This is a genomic window from Corynebacterium vitaeruminis DSM 20294 (assembly GCF_000550805.1).
Lineage (GTDB): Bacteria > Actinomycetota > Actinomycetes > Mycobacteriales > Mycobacteriaceae > Corynebacterium > Corynebacterium vitaeruminis.
This window is the reverse complement of the sequence record NZ_CP004353.1, coordinates 2,648,871-2,664,302: the sequence shown is the minus strand read 5'-3', so window position 1 is coordinate 2,664,302 and position 15,432 is coordinate 2,648,871. Positions and strand designations below refer to the sequence as shown.

11 protein-coding genes, 1 tRNA gene and 1 pseudogene are annotated in these 15,432 nt (G+C 62.9%); 6 read left to right on the top strand and 7 right to left on the bottom strand.

The window, feature by feature from the left end:
* The first annotated feature begins 12 nt into the window (after positions 1-12).
* Complete coding sequence (gene crtI, locus B843_RS12055; RefSeq protein WP_025253746.1) at positions 13-1,593, top strand: phytoene desaturase family protein; 1,581 nt, start codon at positions 13-15, stop codon at positions 1,591-1,593.
* On the opposite strand, the gene B843_RS13330 is transcribed toward crtI, so the two are convergent.
* From B843_RS13330 to B843_RS12040, 3 genes are all read right to left on the bottom strand, one after another.
* Positions 1,590-2,669, bottom strand: coding sequence for an HNH endonuclease signature motif containing protein (locus B843_RS13330; RefSeq protein WP_025253745.1), 1,080 nt, complete (start codon positions 2,667-2,669; stop codon positions 1,590-1,592). The genes crtI and B843_RS13330 overlap by 4 nt on opposite strands.
* 225 nt (positions 2,670-2,894) lie before the next feature.
* Positions 2,895-6,020, bottom strand: a complete 3,126-nt coding sequence (locus B843_RS12045; RefSeq protein WP_244877376.1) for an alpha-(1->3)-arabinofuranosyltransferase domain-containing protein — start codon at positions 6,018-6,020, stop codon at positions 2,895-2,897.
* A gap of 84 nt (positions 6,021-6,104) precedes the next feature.
* Positions 6,105-6,302, bottom strand: coding sequence for a DUF2613 domain-containing protein (locus tag B843_RS12040; protein ID WP_025253743.1), 198 nt, complete (start codon positions 6,300-6,302; stop codon positions 6,105-6,107).
* 211 nt (positions 6,303-6,513) lie between these two features.
* Between B843_RS12040 and B843_RS12035 the strand changes: the two genes are divergently transcribed.
* Together B843_RS12035 and B843_RS12030 are read left to right on the top strand one after the other, a co-directional pair.
* Positions 6,514-7,686, top strand: coding sequence for a glycoside hydrolase family 3 N-terminal domain-containing protein (locus tag B843_RS12035; protein WP_025253742.1), 1,173 nt, complete (start codon positions 6,514-6,516; stop codon positions 7,684-7,686).
* 332 nt (positions 7,687-8,018) lie between these two features.
* Positions 8,019-9,603: pseudogene (locus B843_RS12030) on the top strand (VanW family protein).
* Positions 9,604-9,734: 131 nt separating this feature from the next.
* On the opposite strand, the gene B843_RS12025 reads toward B843_RS12030, so the two are convergent.
* A tRNA-Gly gene (locus B843_RS12025) sits at positions 9,735-9,805 on the bottom strand.
* 139 nt (positions 9,806-9,944) lie between these two features.
* Here B843_RS12025 and dcd point away from each other — a divergent pair.
* The 3 genes from dcd to B843_RS14135 all read left to right on the top strand — a co-directional run bounded on the left by dcd (position 9,945) and on the right by B843_RS14135 (position 12,159).
* Entirely contained in the window at positions 9,945-10,508 is a 564-nt protein-coding gene (gene dcd, locus B843_RS12020; RefSeq protein ID WP_025253741.1) for a dCTP deaminase, read from the top strand.
* 110 nt (positions 10,509-10,618) lie between these two features.
* Positions 10,619-11,941 (top strand): UDP-glucose dehydrogenase family protein, encoded by a 1,323-nt coding sequence (locus tag B843_RS12015; protein WP_025253740.1) that lies wholly within the window; start codon positions 10,619-10,621, stop codon positions 11,939-11,941.
* Between the two features lie 35 nt (positions 11,942-11,976).
* On the top strand, positions 11,977-12,159 hold the full coding sequence (locus B843_RS14135) for a DEAD/DEAH box helicase (RefSeq protein WP_081751587.1): 183 nt from the start codon (positions 11,977-11,979) through the stop codon (positions 12,157-12,159).
* Here the strand turns inward: B843_RS14135 and B843_RS12010 are convergent.
* The 3 genes from B843_RS12010 to B843_RS12000 form a co-directional block, all read right to left on the bottom strand.
* Positions 12,137-12,709 (bottom strand): GNAT family N-acetyltransferase, encoded by a 573-nt coding sequence (locus B843_RS12010; RefSeq protein ID WP_025253739.1) that lies wholly within the window; start codon positions 12,707-12,709, stop codon positions 12,137-12,139. The two genes, B843_RS14135 and B843_RS12010, sit on opposite strands and share 23 nt — an antisense overlap.
* On the bottom strand, positions 12,706-14,043 hold the full coding sequence (locus tag B843_RS12005) for a YibE/F family protein (RefSeq protein ID WP_404825197.1): 1,338 nt from the start codon (positions 14,041-14,043) through the stop codon (positions 12,706-12,708). The genes B843_RS12010 and B843_RS12005 overlap by 4 nt, the downstream gene beginning before the upstream one ends.
* Before the next feature lie 112 nt (positions 14,044-14,155).
* The gene (locus B843_RS12000; RefSeq protein ID WP_025253737.1) at positions 14,156-15,424 is read right to left on the bottom strand and encodes a pyridoxal phosphate-dependent aminotransferase; all 1,269 of its coding nucleotides are present in this window, start codon (positions 15,422-15,424) and stop codon (positions 14,156-14,158) included.
* Positions 15,425-15,432 lie beyond the last annotated feature (8 nt).

The window sequence follows — 15,432 nt, the reverse complement described above, 5'->3', positions numbered from 1 at the left end:
ACGATGGTGTCAATGGGCATCGGACACGGTCAGCGTGCCGTGGTCATCGGGGCAGGTGTTGCAGGCCTTGCAACAGCTGCTCTGCTCGGGCGAGAAGGCTACGAGGTGGTGGTCGTCGAGAAGAACGAAGAGGTCGGCGGTCGGGCCGGCAACCTCGAGGTCGACGGCTTCCGCTTCGACACTGGCCCCAGCTGGTACCTTATGCCCGAAGCATTCGACCATTTCTTCGAGCTGTGCGGAACGAGCACAGAGGACGAGCTGGAGCTTAAGGATCTCAGTCCCGCCTACCGCGTGTACTCGGGGCCAAACGACCGGAGTTTCGTTGACGTCGAAACTGGTGTGGATAAAGTCGTTGCATTGTTTGAGTCGATCGAACCCGGCGCTGGCGCAGCCGTTCGTGCGTACCTCGATCAGGCCAGCGACGTGTATCGGATTTCCCTCGCGTCCTTCCTCTACACCACGTTTAGCGATCCCCGCACGATGGTGACTAGGGACGTGCGCCAGCGGCTGCGCCTGCTAGCTCGGCTGCTGACCCGGAGCCTCAAGAGCGAAGTGGACGAGCAATTTACCGATTTCCGTCTGCGGCAGATCCTCCAGTATCCAGCGGTGTTCCTCTCCTCGCAGCCGAGCAAAGCCCCGGCACTCTACCAGCTCATGAGCCACACCGACCTGGTGGAGGGAGTCCGATATCCGCAAGGTGGTTTTACGGGGCTCATTCGAGCAATAGAGAAGCAAGCACGCCAAGTTGGTGCGTCCTTCGTGATGAACACCAACGTAAGTGCAATTGAGACCGCTCCAAGCCGCCAGCGCAGCAAAGCGGTCGGCGTGCGAGTGGTCAACCAGGCTGGGGAGGAACAACTCATCCTCGCTGATATCGTCGTCTCCGCGGCCGACCTGCACCACACCGAGACCGCCCTTCTACCAGCAAAGCTTCGCAGCTATCCAGAACACTACTTTGCCAGCCGGGAACCAGGATTGTCGTCGGTCTTAGTCCTCCTCGGTGTCAAAGGAACGCTACCGCAGCTTCTGCACCATACCTTGTTGTTCTCGAAGGACTGGGATCCCGACTTCAAGGCCGTCTACGAGGGTCCGGAGCCGCGGCGGCCGCTGGGCGCCTCGGAGTCGATCTACATTTCTAAACCCTCTGCAACGGATCCAAATGTAGCCCCCGAGGGATGCGAAAACCTCTTCGTCCTGATCCCCGTTCCCGCGGATGCCAGCATGGGATTCGGAAGCGCCTACAGGCAGGAGTCACCGCGGGTGGCCGCCATCGCTGACGCCGCGATCGACCAGATCGCCGCGTGGGCGGGGATCGATGACCTGCGCGAACGCATCGTGGTGAAAAAGACCATCGGTCCCGAAGACTTCGCCGACCGTTACAATGCGTGGTCGGCTGGGGCGATTGGCCCCGCCCAAACGCTGCGTCAGTCGGCCTTCCTTCGAGGGCGCAATAAGTCCCGCAAAGTCGACGGGCTCTACTACGCGGGTGCCACGACCGTGCCCGGCGTGGGCGTACCGATGTGCCTTATCTCCGCGGAGAATGTCGTCAAGCGCTTGCGTGGCGACACCTCCGGCGGACCGTTGGCGAGCTAACTATCGTCCGTTATCTCAGCCAGCGGGCCTGAGGGGAGGGTGACGGCGGTCGAGCCGTCGGCGAGCGTCCACGTGTCCGTGCCGTCTGGCCCTAGGACCACGCTCACCTCGCCGTTTGTCTTCATGTTGTGATGGTGCTGGCACAGAAGGTGCAGGTTGCGCGCGCTCGTCGCTCCTCCCTTCGCGTGCGGCACCGCGTGATCGAGCTGGCAGTGCAGGGCATCGACGTCGCAGCCGGGGAATCTGCACGATCCGTCACGGCCCTTTACAAACGCCCGGATGTCTTTTCTCGGTTGGTATTTCAGGGTGGTGATGAGCTCGGAGATCACCTGCTTCTTCGTCAGATGGAGTCGGCGGGCGTCAGCGTCGGAAAGCCAACCGGGACCGGGAAGGTACGCGATGCCCTCTGGTGAGGCGTACACGTTGAGCACTGCTTTGGGGCGCTTCTCGCCCGCGACTATCCGCTGAAATGCCTCGCCAATGCCACAGCCATGCTTGTTGCAAAACGCCTGCAGGTTCGCGTACGCGGCCGCGCCCTCGACCGGCGGCAGCGAGAATGAGAAGCGAAAGCGCTGATCGGGATCGACGTGGACCTTGCCCTTGCTTTCCGACGCCTTCGGCCCCTCGCGCTTACCTGGATCGTGCTCCAGAATCAGTTTCCCCAAGTGATCGGCCATCGACCGGGCAAGGACGAGCGCCTCGTCGGCGAGCGTTGGCCTGAGATACTGCGCGAAATCCTCATCGATGGCGTCAAGGGCCTCGTCGGCGACGCCGCGCAGCTTGTTGCCGATGGCGACGATCCTGTCGGGATCGAGGTGGCCCAGCTCCATAGCCACCGCCAGCGACTTCGGAAGTCGCTGGAACTCGATAAGGGCGTTGACCAGTGGCTTGACTTTGGACATCGATTTGCTTACCCGCTGCTTGATCTCCTTGGCGATCGACGTCGGGGTCATCCCAGCGGCTCGCCGCTCGTTGATGAACGGGCACCAGCGCTCGAGAATCCGTCGGTTGTGGGTGGTCTCGTTCTCTGCGAGGAGGCAGTCTTGGCTCGTGGCGGTGAAAAAGGCGGTGCTCATTTCGGTCTCCTTTTGGCTTGTCTCGAAGGCGCCGTTGCGTCTTCCTGTGCTTTCGCTTAGCGACGCTAACGCCGAAAGCAAGCCGTGTCAGGAGGGGTTCGGAAAAAGGGCCAATTTCTGTGGATAACTTTTTTGGGAGCCGGAGTTATCCACAGAATTCCGGCGCCTCAGCAGGGCTATGGGAACCAAAAGCCCTCTCGCGCGTCCAACCATAGGTTGGGCTTCTCACGCTGCAGGAGCGCCCGGGCCGCTGGTTTCGGGAATCGTTGCAGCATTGCGGGCGAGCCAAGCACGCGGCAGCGTGGCACCAAGGAGTGCCCCGGCGCAGACCAATCCGAGCAGAAGCGAGCCGCCGGCGTAGTGGGCGCTGGGCCACGGAGCACGCGCAAGCCACATCGCGGCAGTCACGGCCAGCGCCGAGGTCATCAGCGCCCGAGGAATGATGGTGAAACGGTGGATAGCCCACATCGCGAGTGCAACGATGACGGCGGGCCAGCCGATGCTTGCAACGCAACCGAGGGCTACTAGTAGCCATGCAACGACTTCTTCAGGTCCGGAGTCAGGATGTAGTTCTCCCTCTGCCGAGGGGCGGCGTCGCGTAGCGTCGACAAGCAGCAAGCAGACAGCAACGGTGAGGAAGCCGACGACGGCGCCGACAAGAAGCCCCCACCTGTAGGGGCGGTTGCCAGCAAAGGTCATGCGGAAGGAACCCGAGGTGCCTGCGGGTACGACGAACGCTTGGGAGCCAGCGTTGACGGTGCGCGGTTCGAGCGCAACCTCGCCGCTACTGGTCTCGATGTACCCGCGCAACCCCGAGTTCACGGAACGGGTAGTGACGAGCAAGCGGTCACGATCGCTTGCATCGACTTTCACCTGGCCGTCATCGCCGAGCGTGAGGACGTCGTTGGGGGTTCCCGCGTCTGCAAAACCGGGGACGGTGAGCTTGATGGACTGCGCCAAAGTTCGCAGCGTGTGCCGGCCTTGTGCGAGCTGCACGTCATCCCCACACCGATAGGAGTGGTCATCGATGAGAACCTCTCGGAAGCACTCGGAGGGGGAGACCGACACCGTCATGTCACGCGGCGCGGTAAACGAGCGAACGATCTCCTTTTCCCCGCTGAGCACGCGTTGGAACAGGAATTCGCTGACATTGGGGGAGGTATCTGGCACGGTGAGAACGCGGCTCACGGTTCCCTCGGCGAAGGATACCTCCGAGATACCCACCCGGTATTTCGATGCGCCGAGGGTGATGCGTACGGGGGAGTTACCGTCACCGGGCACCGTCAGAGTCAAGGGCTCGCGCGGCGCTGCGACTGCAGAGACATGCGCCTGGCCCGCCGATACCTCGAGTTCCACGGTGTCCCCGGTGGTTTCGATGGTGATGGTGCGCGCCGGGAACTGATCGGGCGTGACCTCGATCCATTGCCCCTGCTGCGTTCCTGGTGTGGGATACCAGGCGGTCTGGTCGTTGCCGTCGACGGCCGCGGTGATTGACTCCGACGGTACACTGCCGCCGAAACTTGTTGCATCGGAGGCCGAGGACGATGCGGAGACATGTCCGACCTCCGAAACGACGCTCATGGGCCCCACGGAGGGATAGTCCTTGACGGGGTTGAGCACGTCTTTTCCTTCGCTTGTCGACGCCAAAGGCGCCGAGACGCTACCAAGCGTGCCGTAGTTGCGGGCAACGAGCGCCGGCGTGTCTGTCACGATGTCCGCGTCGCCGCCGACGAGTTGGTAGGAGCCAGCGCCGAGAAGCGAAAGGATCTCGCCGCCACCAGCCACGGTGGGTAGGTTGACTTGCTGCGTCATGAGCATGCTGAGCTTCGGATTGAGCAGCACCACGTCGACGTCGCCGAAGCTTTGCACGTCCGCTTCGGGGAAGTATGACGCGGTAGAGACGTCGTTCCCGGAAAGATCGTGGCGAACGATGATCGCGCCGATGCCCATGCGCGTGAGATTGTCTTCGGTGGGGCGCTCCGTGAGCCCGTCGAGACCGCGGATGGCCTCGGGGTCGACCAGCGGGATGGCGTCGCGCACCGCCCACGGAACGTCGAGAAGCGCCTGCGCAGGTTCGTCGCGGGTCCACCCCCAGGTTTGCCGGGCGAAGCTACTCGACGGCAAGATCAGCGTGCGAGTGTTGACGGCGTTTGCATTGATAAACTCCGCCGCTTGCTTCCAATAGTCCGGGATCTGCTGGTAGGCGCCCTGCGGTAAGACCCGATTGAACACCGGCGCAGTCGCACCCACTGCGAAAACGATGCAAAGCGCCACCGCGGTTGCTTTCTTGCTTGCCGACGCTATGCTGGCGATGCTCGGCCCTAGTGCGGCAAGGCCCACCGCAAGCGGGAGTCGAACCAACAGATCGAACTTGTGCACGTTGCGTAAGGCGGACCCAGTGCCGTCGAGGAAAGTCGTTGCAAGGTGTGCCCCGCCGAGGATGAAGATGCCGATCCCTAAAAGTGCCACGAAAAAGGCATGCCTAGGGAAGGACTTGCCGAGGCCGACGAGTCCCGCTCCAGCCACGATGAGGGTTGCGACGACAAAGTACGGGCTGGTCACCAAGGCATTGCCCGCGATGCGTTCGCTGTCCACGAACGGTGCCCAGCTTGTCGTTCCTCGAAGGATCTCCGCGAGATTGAGCCACCGGGTGGTAACGCCTGCTGACTCGATGTAATCCGTGAACGGGCTGGAGTACCTAGCCAGCACCACGAGGGGGACTATCCACCACGAGCTGACGAGGAGGCAACCGCCTAGCCACGCGGCCAGCGCCTTGAACCGCCGGTAGAACAGGAGCGCAACGCCCGCGGGAACGCAGGCCGCGAGCGTCGCCGTTGCATTCACTGCGCCGAGACATGCGACGCCTATCACCGATGCAGCGACTTGCGCGCGTCCGACCTTCGGCCCCAAGAAAGGCAACAGGATCCACGGAGCAAGCATGGCCGGCCACGTCTCTGAGCTGATGGCACCCAGCGTCGTGAGTGTATGCGGGGACAGTGCATACAAGGATGCCGCAACGACTTGAAAAACAGGCGTGCCGACCCCAAGCCTTCTGCTTAGCGCTAGAAAACCGGAAAACCCAATGCCGCACACGAGTGTCCACCACAGCCGTTGCGCCACCCAATCGGGGAGCGGGCCTGCTAGGAGAAAGAAGAAGCCCTGTGGAAAGAGATACCCGTATGCCTGATTTTGTAACTGGCCGAGGGTAAACGTGTCAGTGTAGGCGCTGAGCGCATCATGCAGGAACTTCGTGGGGTCCGCCACGAGATCGAGCTTCGTGTCAGCGGCAGTCAGCCCAGGAGACTGCAAGAAAAAGATAAGACAAAGAGCGAGCCAACCGAGAAGGTGCACCGCACCGTTGCCGCGGAGGAAGTGCGATCCCTTTCGGCCGATAACGCCGAGGCGCGAGAGCTGCGCAGGCAAGACGGCCCGTTCTTACTGGCGCGAGCCGTACTGTGGGTCGCCCAGAAGGGACTGATCCGCGGTGGCGGCATCGGAGGTGGGGATGGTGTTTCGGTCACTAAATGTCGATGCACCCACGACTGCGACGACTCCCAAGGCGATTCCAACGACTCCGCTCGCGATGACGGGGCCAAGGCTGCGGCGATTGAGAGAGTCGGATTCGAATGCCATGCGCTCAACACTAGCAAACGCGTCTCCATGCCTAAAGGCGCACCGCCACCAAAGCACCCAACGGAAGACACCCTAGAAGAGAAATTGCAACGACTTTACACCTCGCCGAAATGCCAAGACCTCACGAACAAGGCGCGCGGACGATAGGGTGTGAACCGTAGGCGCCGTGGACACAAAGCACGGCGGTTGAACGATGAACTAAAGGCAGACGATGATAACCATGAGAATCCTCGCGCGTCCCCTCTTAGCGCTCGCCTGCGTGAGTGCCTTGGGTCTCGCGGCGTGCTCGAATTCTCAAGACGCTTCGCCGCAGTCGGCTGCGCAATCGGCGGAGACTTCGACCTCCGCGAGCTACCCAAGCACTGCCTCTTCGGATGCAACGACTTCCGCGACCACCGAGGCCCCCGCCCCGACGGTCGATGTGCGCGCGGCGGCAGCGAGCCTCATGATGGTCGGTGTGCGCGACTTCGATGACGCGCTGTGGGCTCTGAACCAGGGCGCTGGCGGCATCTTCATCGGCTCCGACACGAACCCGGAGTTGCTGAACGTGCCTGGGCGGGACATCGCTACATTGCGCGCACAGGTCGCCCACCCCTTCCAGGTCAGCATCGATTTCGAGGGCGGCCGCGTGCTGCGCTTCCCCGAGATCCTCGGCAACTTTCCCTCGCCGCAGGTCATGGCGCAGACGATGAGTCCAGACCAGGTCCGGGGCATTGCCTTTGACATGGGTACCTCGCTGGCACAGCATGGGGTCACGGTCAACTTCGCACCGGTGCTCGATGTCGATGGTGCAAACCTTGACGTCGTCGGCGACCGTTCCTTCTCCGACGATCCCGCCGTGGCCGGTAGCTATGCGGCGTCCTTCGCGCAGGGGATGCTCGACGCGGGGGTCAAGCCGGTGTTCAAGCACTTCCCAGGGCATGGCCGCGCGAGCGGGGACTCGCACACCGGTCAGGTGGTCACCCCGCCGCTGGCAGATGTCGAGCAATTCGATCTCGTGCCGTACAACACGGCCCTCTCGGTGACGGGTGCGGGCGTGATGGTGGGGCACATGGTCGTACCTGGCCTAGGCGAGTACCTCCCGTCGAGCTTGAATCCGGCGGCCTACCAGTTGCTGCGTTCGGGAAGCTACCCGGGCGGGCGCCCATTCGATGGCGTGGTCTATACCGATGACCTGTCCGGCATGAAAGCGGTCTCCGACCTCATGCCTCCGCAGCAGGCGGCGATCACCGCACTTGAGGCTGGCGCCGACCAGGCGCTGTGGATTTCCACGGCCGGCCTCGACGAAGCGATCGATGGGGTCGTCGCGGCGGTCAATAGCGGCCAATACCCCCGCGAGCAGTTCGATCGCAGCGTTGCCCGCGTGAAGTTGCAGTTCGCTTAGCGACGCTAAAGCCCCCGCACCCTCATTTATCTCACGCGCGTTGAGAAGACTGAGAAAAGTATGAGCGCGATTCTCTAGCTTTCCGACAGTTTCCGTGGCGAAAATATTATGAAAACTTCAACTACCTCGTAGTACTGGCCCAGAGGTACCCTCTCGGGGAACCATCGTTTGTTGTTTGGCGCTTATGTTCTATTAAATTGGGAACCGTGACTCGCTCAGATTCGAAACAGGGGCAACGCTCCCGCGGCGGCAAGAAGGCCGCCCGCATCGCAGGCGGCACGGTCCTAGGCCTTGCCGTGATCGGCGGCGTGGCATACGGTGCCGACCTTTTCATGTCCAGGGACTCCGTCCCTCGAGGCGTGACCGTCGGAGGCGTCGAAATCGGGGGGGCTGCAGCAGGCGGCAGCCGTCGACAAGCTGCAATCCGAGCTCGGTGCGGCAGGGACGACGCCTGTGACCGTGCGTGCTGGCGACCTGAGCTCTACCTTCGTGCCGCAAGACGCTGGCGTTGCCATCGATTGGGAGGCCACGGTTGCGGGCGCTGGCAAGCAATCGGCGAACCCTATCACTCGCCTGACTAGCTTTTTTACTACCCATGAGATTGAACCTGCCTCTACCATCGATGAGCAGGTCTTTGCGCCGCAGCTCGATCGCATTCGCACCGAGCTGAGCCCGGCGGCGGTGGAGGCAGGCGTCAATCTCAACGGCGGCACCATCAACGTCGACCCGCAGCCCAAGAACGGGCAGCAAGTCGATGCAACGAAGCTCAAGGACGCAGTGACCTCCGACTGGCTCAAGCCGGGCGGGGTCGAGGTCGATGCACAGGTGACCGAGCCGACGCTGGGCGATAAGGTGGTCAAGTCGGTGCAAGACGGCGACGCCGCAAAGGCGCTGTCCGCCCCGATTACGGTCCATGGCCGCGACGGCGTTGACGGCGTGATCCCCGTCGACCGGATGGCCGAGGTGGTCAGCTTCGTCCCCGACGGCGACAAGTTCCGTACCGACGTCAACGCCGACGCCGCGCGGTCGATTCTGAATGAGGCCCTCGGTGCCACAGAGACCAAGAAACAGAATGCAACGATTTCCTACGCTGGTGGCACGAAGTCGATAACGCCGAGCCAGGACGGCGTCACCATCGATTGGGACAAGACTCTGGAGGGCTTCAGCGGGCGAGTCCTCAGCTCCGATCAGCGCACGCTCGATGCGGTCTACACCGACGAGCCCGCAACGTTTACGACGGACATGGCGGAGAAGGCGACCTTTGACGAGGTCGTCGGCGAGTTCTCCACCGGCGGATTCGCGGAGGCCTCTGGCGAGAACATCCGCCGCGTCGCGGAGATCGTCAACGGTGCCATCGTCGCCCCCGGCGATACCTTCTCGCTGAACGGGTACACTGGCCCGCGCGGTACGGCGCAGGGATTCGTTGAGTCCGGCATCATCCTCAACGGGCACGCCGACAAGGCAGTCGGCGGCGGCATCTCGCAGTTTGCAACGACTTTGTATAACGCCGCCTACTTCGCCGGCATGGAGGACGTGGCGCACACCCCGCACTCCTACTACATTTCCCGGTATCCGGCTGGGCGCGAGGCCACCGTCTATGAGGGCGCCATCGACTTGCAGTTCAAGAACACCTCCCAGTACCCGGTGCGCATCGTCACCAACTTCGACGGCTCGAACATCTCGGTCGCCCTCATGGGTGTGAAGGCAGTCAACGTCGAGTCGCAAAACGGTGGGCGTTGGAACTACACCGCCCCGCAGCCGATGACCTTGAGCGGCGACACGTGTACCCCGTCCACCGGTGCCCAGGGCTTTACCACCTCTGATACCCGCATCATCCGCGACCTTTCCGGAAACGAGCTTTCCCGCGAAACCACCACCACGGTCTACGACCCGTCGCCGATCGTGACTTGCAAGTAAGCCGCGACGCAGCAAACCTCACGAAACCCGCACCAAGCCTGAGTAGCCGGTGCGGGTTTTCCTTGCGCGGAAGGCGCGCGCTTTAGTCGTCGTAAAGCAAAAAGCCGCCCCGAGGGGCGGAAAAAAATTTGAGCCGATGACGGGAATCGAACCCGCGCTGCCTGCTTGGGAAGCAGGAGTTCTACCATTGAACTACATCGGCACCGTCGTTCCGAAGAATGACTGTGGACAATCATAGCACCGGCCGCTGCAATAAAATGAACCGGGTGGCAGGCGGCGAAATCGAAGTCGTTGCAACGCTTTGTCGATGCGCCCCTGACCCAACTACTACACTTGGTACCGTGCTTTTATCTGATCGCGACATCCGTACTTCCATCGACTCCGGCGAGCTGATCATCGAGCCCTTCGATGCGGCGCTCATCCAGCCGTCCAGCGTCGACGTGCGCATGGATCGGTTCTTCCGAGTGTTCAATAACTCCAAGTACACCCACATCGATCCGAAGTTGCAGCAAGACGAGCTGACCAGCCTCGTCGAGGTCGCCGAGGATGAGCCCTTCGTCTTGCACCCAGGCGAATTCGTGCTCGGATCCACGCTGGAGAAGTTCACCCTCCCCGCGCATCTTGCAGGCCGCCTCGAGGGCAAGTCGTCGCTCGGCCGACTCGGCCTGCTCACGCACTCGACCGCCGGGTTCATCGACCCGGGGTTCTCCGGCTACATCACCCTCGAGCTGTCGAACGTAGCCAACCTGCCGATTACCCTGTGGCCGGGGATGAAGGTAGGCCAGCTCGCGATCTTCAAGCTCAGCTCGCCTGCGGAGACCCCGTACGGATCCGGCGCGCTCGGCTCCAAGTACCAGGGCCAGCGGGGACCGACGCCGTCAAAGGCGTACCTCAACTTCCGCTAGCCTGCGCTTTTAGCTTGTCGACGCCCACCGCACCCCCTTATAGGTGGGAAGTAGGGCATTTCAGCCCGCGTTTCATCGATATTCATTTTTGAAACGTAGACCTAACACTTATGCGAATGACGGTAATTGGCACCGGCTACCTCGGTGCAACCCACGCCGCCTGCATGGCCGAGCTCGGCCACGAGGTGCTCGGCGTGGACGTGGATGAGAAAAAGATCGAGTCCCTGGCAAAGGGTGAGGTCCCCTTCTTCGAGCCGGGCCTGCCGGAGGTTCTGCAGCGCACCAGCGAGGTGGGCAGGCTGCGCTTTAGCACGTCTTTCGAAGACGCCGCCGCGTTCGCCAACGTGCACTTCCTCGGTGTGGGCACCCCTCAGCAGAAGGGCTCCTATGCAGCCGACCTGCGCTACGTGCGTGCGGCGATCGAGTCCCTCGTTCCCTTGCTCGAGGGTGAGCACATCATCTTCGGAAAGTCGACGGTGCCGGTGGGCACGGCGGAGGAGATGCAACGACTTGCCGACTCCCTCGTAAAGCCCGGCTCAAGCGTAGAGATCGCCTGGAATCCGGAGTTTCTGCGCGAGGGCTTCGCGGTCCGCGACACCATCACCCCCGACCGCATCGTCGTCGGCGTCCGCCCGGGTGCCTCTCAAGCAGAGGCGGTCGCCCGCGAAGTCTATGCAACCCCGCTCGAGGGCGGAACGCCGTTCCTCGTGACGGACCTAGCCACTGCGGAACTCGTCAAAGTCGCTGCAAACGCCTTCCTCGCCACGAAGATCTCCTTCATCAACGCGGTCAGCGAGGTCTGCGAGGCGGCCGGCGCGGATGTCACCCTGCTTGCCGACGCCATCGGCTACGACGATCGCATCGGCCGGAAGTTCCTCGGCGCCGGACTGGGCTTCGGCGGCGGCTGCCTGCCCAAGGATATCCGCGCCTTTATGGCGCGCGCAGGTGAGCTCGGCGCCAACGAGGCGCTGACGTTCCTCCGCGAAGTCGATGCAATCAACATGCGCCGCCGCGAGCACATGGTCCAGCTCGCGAAGAAGGCCGCGGGCGGCTCGCTCATCGGCAAGTCCGTGACCGTGCTGGGCTGCGCCTTCAAGCCCAACTCCGACGACGTTCGCGACTCCCCGGCGCTCAACGTTGCGGGCCAGTTGTCGCTGCAGGGCGCCCAAACCACTGTCTACGATCCGCAGGCAATGGACAACGCCCGCGCGATCTTTCCGACCCTCAACTACGCAGCCAGCGCGAAGGAAGCGTTGCAAGGCGCCGACCTTGTGGTGCTGGCGACCGAGTGGCGCGAGTTCGTCGACCTCGATCCCGCCGAGGTGGCGAAGCTCGTGCGCAACGCGGTCATCATCGATGGGCGCAACGTTCTCGACGCGAAGGCGTGGATGGACGCCGGATGGACCTACAAGGCGCTGGGCCGCAGCCTGTAAGCTTGCTCCTTGGACGAAGGAGGTGATCCAAGGAGATGGCGAAGCGACACGATCGCTCGGTATGGAAGATGTCCCCGGAACAGCTGCAACAACATCTCATGTTGCGTGGCCGGGCAACGAGGATACCGGACAAGAAGAAGGAAAACGCCAAGAAGGCCTGCCGTGGACACCGGCAGGCCTTCGGCCGTATGGGGGCTAGGCCAACTCCTTGCGCATGATCACCCGCGGGAAGCCGCCCAGCATGGAGGTGGTGGGGGAGGCGAGGCGGAAACCATGGGCGTCGAAAAGCGAACGCGAACCGACGTAGGCCATCGTTGTATCGATGCGCTGGCCGTCGTTGTCGACCGGGTATCCTTCAATGACCTCCGCGCCGCGTGAGCGCGCGAAGTCGACGGCGCCTTCGAGCAGTGGGTGCATGATGCCCTGCTTGCGGTGGCCGGGGCGCACGCGGAAGCACCAGACGCACCACGGGTCGCGGTCGTCGATGCGCGGGATGCGACGACTTCGCGCGAAGCTCGTGTCGCGGCGAGGCTGCACCGCCGCCCAGCCAACCGGCTCGCCGTCGAGGTAAGCGATGACCCCGGGTGGGATGTCGAGGTTGCAAAGCTCCCGGACCTTCTCTGCGCGCGCGGGGCCACGCAGCGCATTGTTCTCCTTGGATCCCAAGCGGTACGACAGGCAGAAACACACGTTGGAGGTGGGCTTCTTCGGGCCAAGGAGAAGCGCGACGTCGTCGAAACTCGTTGCAGGGCGTACCTCGATGGTCATTGCGTCGACTTTGCTTCGCGGTTAGGGACCGTAAATGCAGCGATCATCGTTGTGATCGGGACCGCGAGGGTCAGCGCCAGCGCGCCGATGCCGGAGCGCAGCAGCTCGGTGGACATGATGTCGCTCGAGAGCGTCTGCGTGATGGGGCGATTGGATAGGCTCAGCAGCAGCAACAGCGGCAACGACGCGCCTGTGTAGCTCAAGACAAGGGTGTAAACCATCGATGAGATGTGGTCGCGGCCAACATCCATGGCGGAGAGGAACAGCCGCCAGGGGGAGGCTTGCGGATCCAGCTCGGAGAGCTCGTTGACGGTGGAGGCTTGGGAGATCGCGACGTCGTTGAGCACGCCCAAGGCACCGATGATGAAGCCGCAGAGCATGAGTCCCGTGACCGACACGTCGGGTAGGTACAAGATGATGTGGAGGTTGTTGTCGTCGCCAAGCCCTCGCAATTGGTTCTGCGCGATGGCGAAATGCGCCAGCACCGCCGAGAAACACAGCGCGATGAGGGTGCCGCCGAGCGCGGAGGCGGTCTTCCAGTTCCAGCCGTGCACCAGAAACAGCACGAGGTAGAGGATCAAGGCACCGCCGAAGACCGCGATGAGCAGCGGCGAGGCGCCGTGAAGGATGGCGGGAAGGAAGAATATTGCAACGACTACCATCGTGACGAAAAGTCCGATGAGCGCCCTGAACCCTCGCCACGCGGCGAATAGGATGATGGCCACCGCGATGAGGATCAGCCACGCGAGGAGCGGGGTGGTGCGCTGGTAGTCGCCGAAGGAGTAGTTGAGCGACCCGTCCGCGTCGGCTGCCTCCACGAGGCGGATCTTCTCGCCGACCTTGAGCTCGGGCTCGCCCACCTGGCCGGAGTTGATGAGCAGGGTGCGCTTGCCAGCGTTGTCGCCGGAGTCGATCTGGGTGATGACCCAGGTGCAGGTGGAGTCGGAGCCTGGGACCACGCGCGGGGCGTCGTCGAAGGTCTTGCCGAGCTCGGCCGCAGTGCACGCGCCGGGCGTCATGGTGACGACCTGGCCGTCTACTTGGTGCTGGCCGAGCGAGAAGGAGGTGTAGAACTCCGGCGAGACGTTGGGCTCCTCTCTGCTTGGCCACAAAAGGCCAACGCCTACCGCGGTGACGATCGCGCCAACGATGAGCAACGCTGCCAACGCTTTGCGCCACAGCCGGATACTCCCGTCACCATCGATGCCTTCAGAACCACCGTTTGAAGTCGTTGCAACGACTTCCGGCTCCCCCGAAGTTCCCTGTAGCCCCTGGTAGCTAGGCCCCGGTTGGTCGCTAGCCCGGCGCTTCCCCGGTGCGCTATGTCGTCCCAAAGCACGAACTCCTCTAGTCGGCGAAGCAATCGCCGGCCTAGAGGAGTCGTCTCAAGTGAAGCCGTCTCACATGGAGCCCACGGAGGACACCCGCAAGGATGCAGCGATTCGCTTACTGCTTGTAGCCGGACAGGAAGTTGCCCAGCCTTTCGATTGCTTCCTTCAGCTCAGAAGCCCATGGCAGGAATACTACTCGGAAGTGGTCGGGCTTTGGCCAGTTGAATCCCGTGCCCTGGACGAGGAGGATCTTCTCCGCGCGCAGCAGGTCGAGCATGAGCTGCGTGTCGTCGTGGATGTCGTAGTAATTGAGGTCGAGCTTCGGGAAGGCGTACAGCGCGCCCATCGGCTTCACGCAGCTGACACCTGGGATGGCGTTGAGGCCCTCCCACGCGGCGTCGCGCTGCTTGTGTAGGCGCCCGGACTCGGCGGTGAGGTCGTAGATGGACTGCCGCCCGCCGAGGGCGACCTGAATGGCGTGCTGCCCCGGAACGTTCGGGCACAGACGGGTGCCTGAGAGCAGGTCGAGGCCCTCGATGAAGCCCTTTGCGTACTGCTTCGGGCCGGTCACGACCATCCAACCGGCGCGGTAGCCGCAGACTCGGTAGGCCTTGGACAGGCCGTTGTAGGTGATGCACAGCAGATCGGGTGCGAGCGTCGCGATGGAGGTGTGCACGGCACCGTCGTAAAGGATGCGGTCGTAGATCTCGTCGGCCAGGATGAGCAGGTCGTGCTCGCGGGCGATGTCGACGATTTGCTGCAGGATCTCCTTCGAGTACACCGCGCCCGTGGGGTTGTTCGGGTTGATGATGACGATGGCCTTGGTCTTATCCGAGACCTTTGCCTTAATGTCCTCGATGTCCGGGAACCACTTGTTGTCCTCGTCGCACAGGTAGTGCACCGGCTTGCCGCCGGCCAGCGACGTCGCTGCGGTCCACAGCGGGTAGTCGGGCGCGGGGATGAGCACCTCGTCGCCGTCGTTGAGCAGCGCCTGCATCGTCATGGTGATGAGCTCGGAGACGCCGTTGCCGATGTAGACGTCCTCGACGTCGAAAGACGGGAAGCCCGGGATCACCTCGTATCGGGTCACGATCGCGCGGCGCGCCGGGATGATGCCCTTGGAGGTGGAGTATCCCTGGGAGGTCGGCAGCGCGGCGATCATGTCGCGCATGATCACATCCGGCGCCTCGAACCCGAAGATCGCCGGGTTGCCGGTGTTGAGCTTGAGGATGCGGTGGCCGTCAAGCTCAAGGCGCTCGGCCTCCGCCGCCACCGGCCCGCGAATTTCGTACAGGACGTCCTTCATCTTCTCCGACTGATCGAAGATGCGGCGCTGCTTCTTCTTCGGCGCGCTCTGGCTGGGGGTGGCTTCTTTTTTACTCACCCGGTATA

Excerpts from the sequence above, each read along its gene's own strand:
- crtI (WP_025253746.1), top strand. The coding sequence starts at position 13 with ATGGGCATCGGACACGGTCAGCGTGCCGTGGTCATCGGGGCAGGTGTT.
- B843_RS13330 (WP_025253745.1), bottom strand. The coding sequence starts at position 2,669 with ATGAGCACCGCCTTTTTCACCGCCACGAGCCAAGACTGCCTCCTCGCA.
- B843_RS12040 (WP_025253743.1), bottom strand. The coding sequence starts at position 6,302 with ATGGCATTCGAATCCGACTCTCTCAATCGCCGCAGCCTTGGCCCCGTC.
- B843_RS12035 (WP_025253742.1), top strand. The coding sequence starts at position 6,514 with ATGATAACCATGAGAATCCTCGCGCGTCCCCTCTTAGCGCTCGCCTGC.
- B843_RS12015 (WP_025253740.1), top strand. The coding sequence starts at position 10,619 with ATGCGAATGACGGTAATTGGCACCGGCTACCTCGGTGCAACCCACGCC.
- B843_RS14135 (WP_081751587.1), top strand. The coding sequence starts at position 11,977 with ATGGCGAAGCGACACGATCGCTCGGTATGGAAGATGTCCCCGGAACAG.
- B843_RS12010 (WP_025253739.1), bottom strand. The coding sequence starts at position 12,709 with ATGACCATCGAGGTACGCCCTGCAACGAGTTTCGACGACGTCGCGCTT.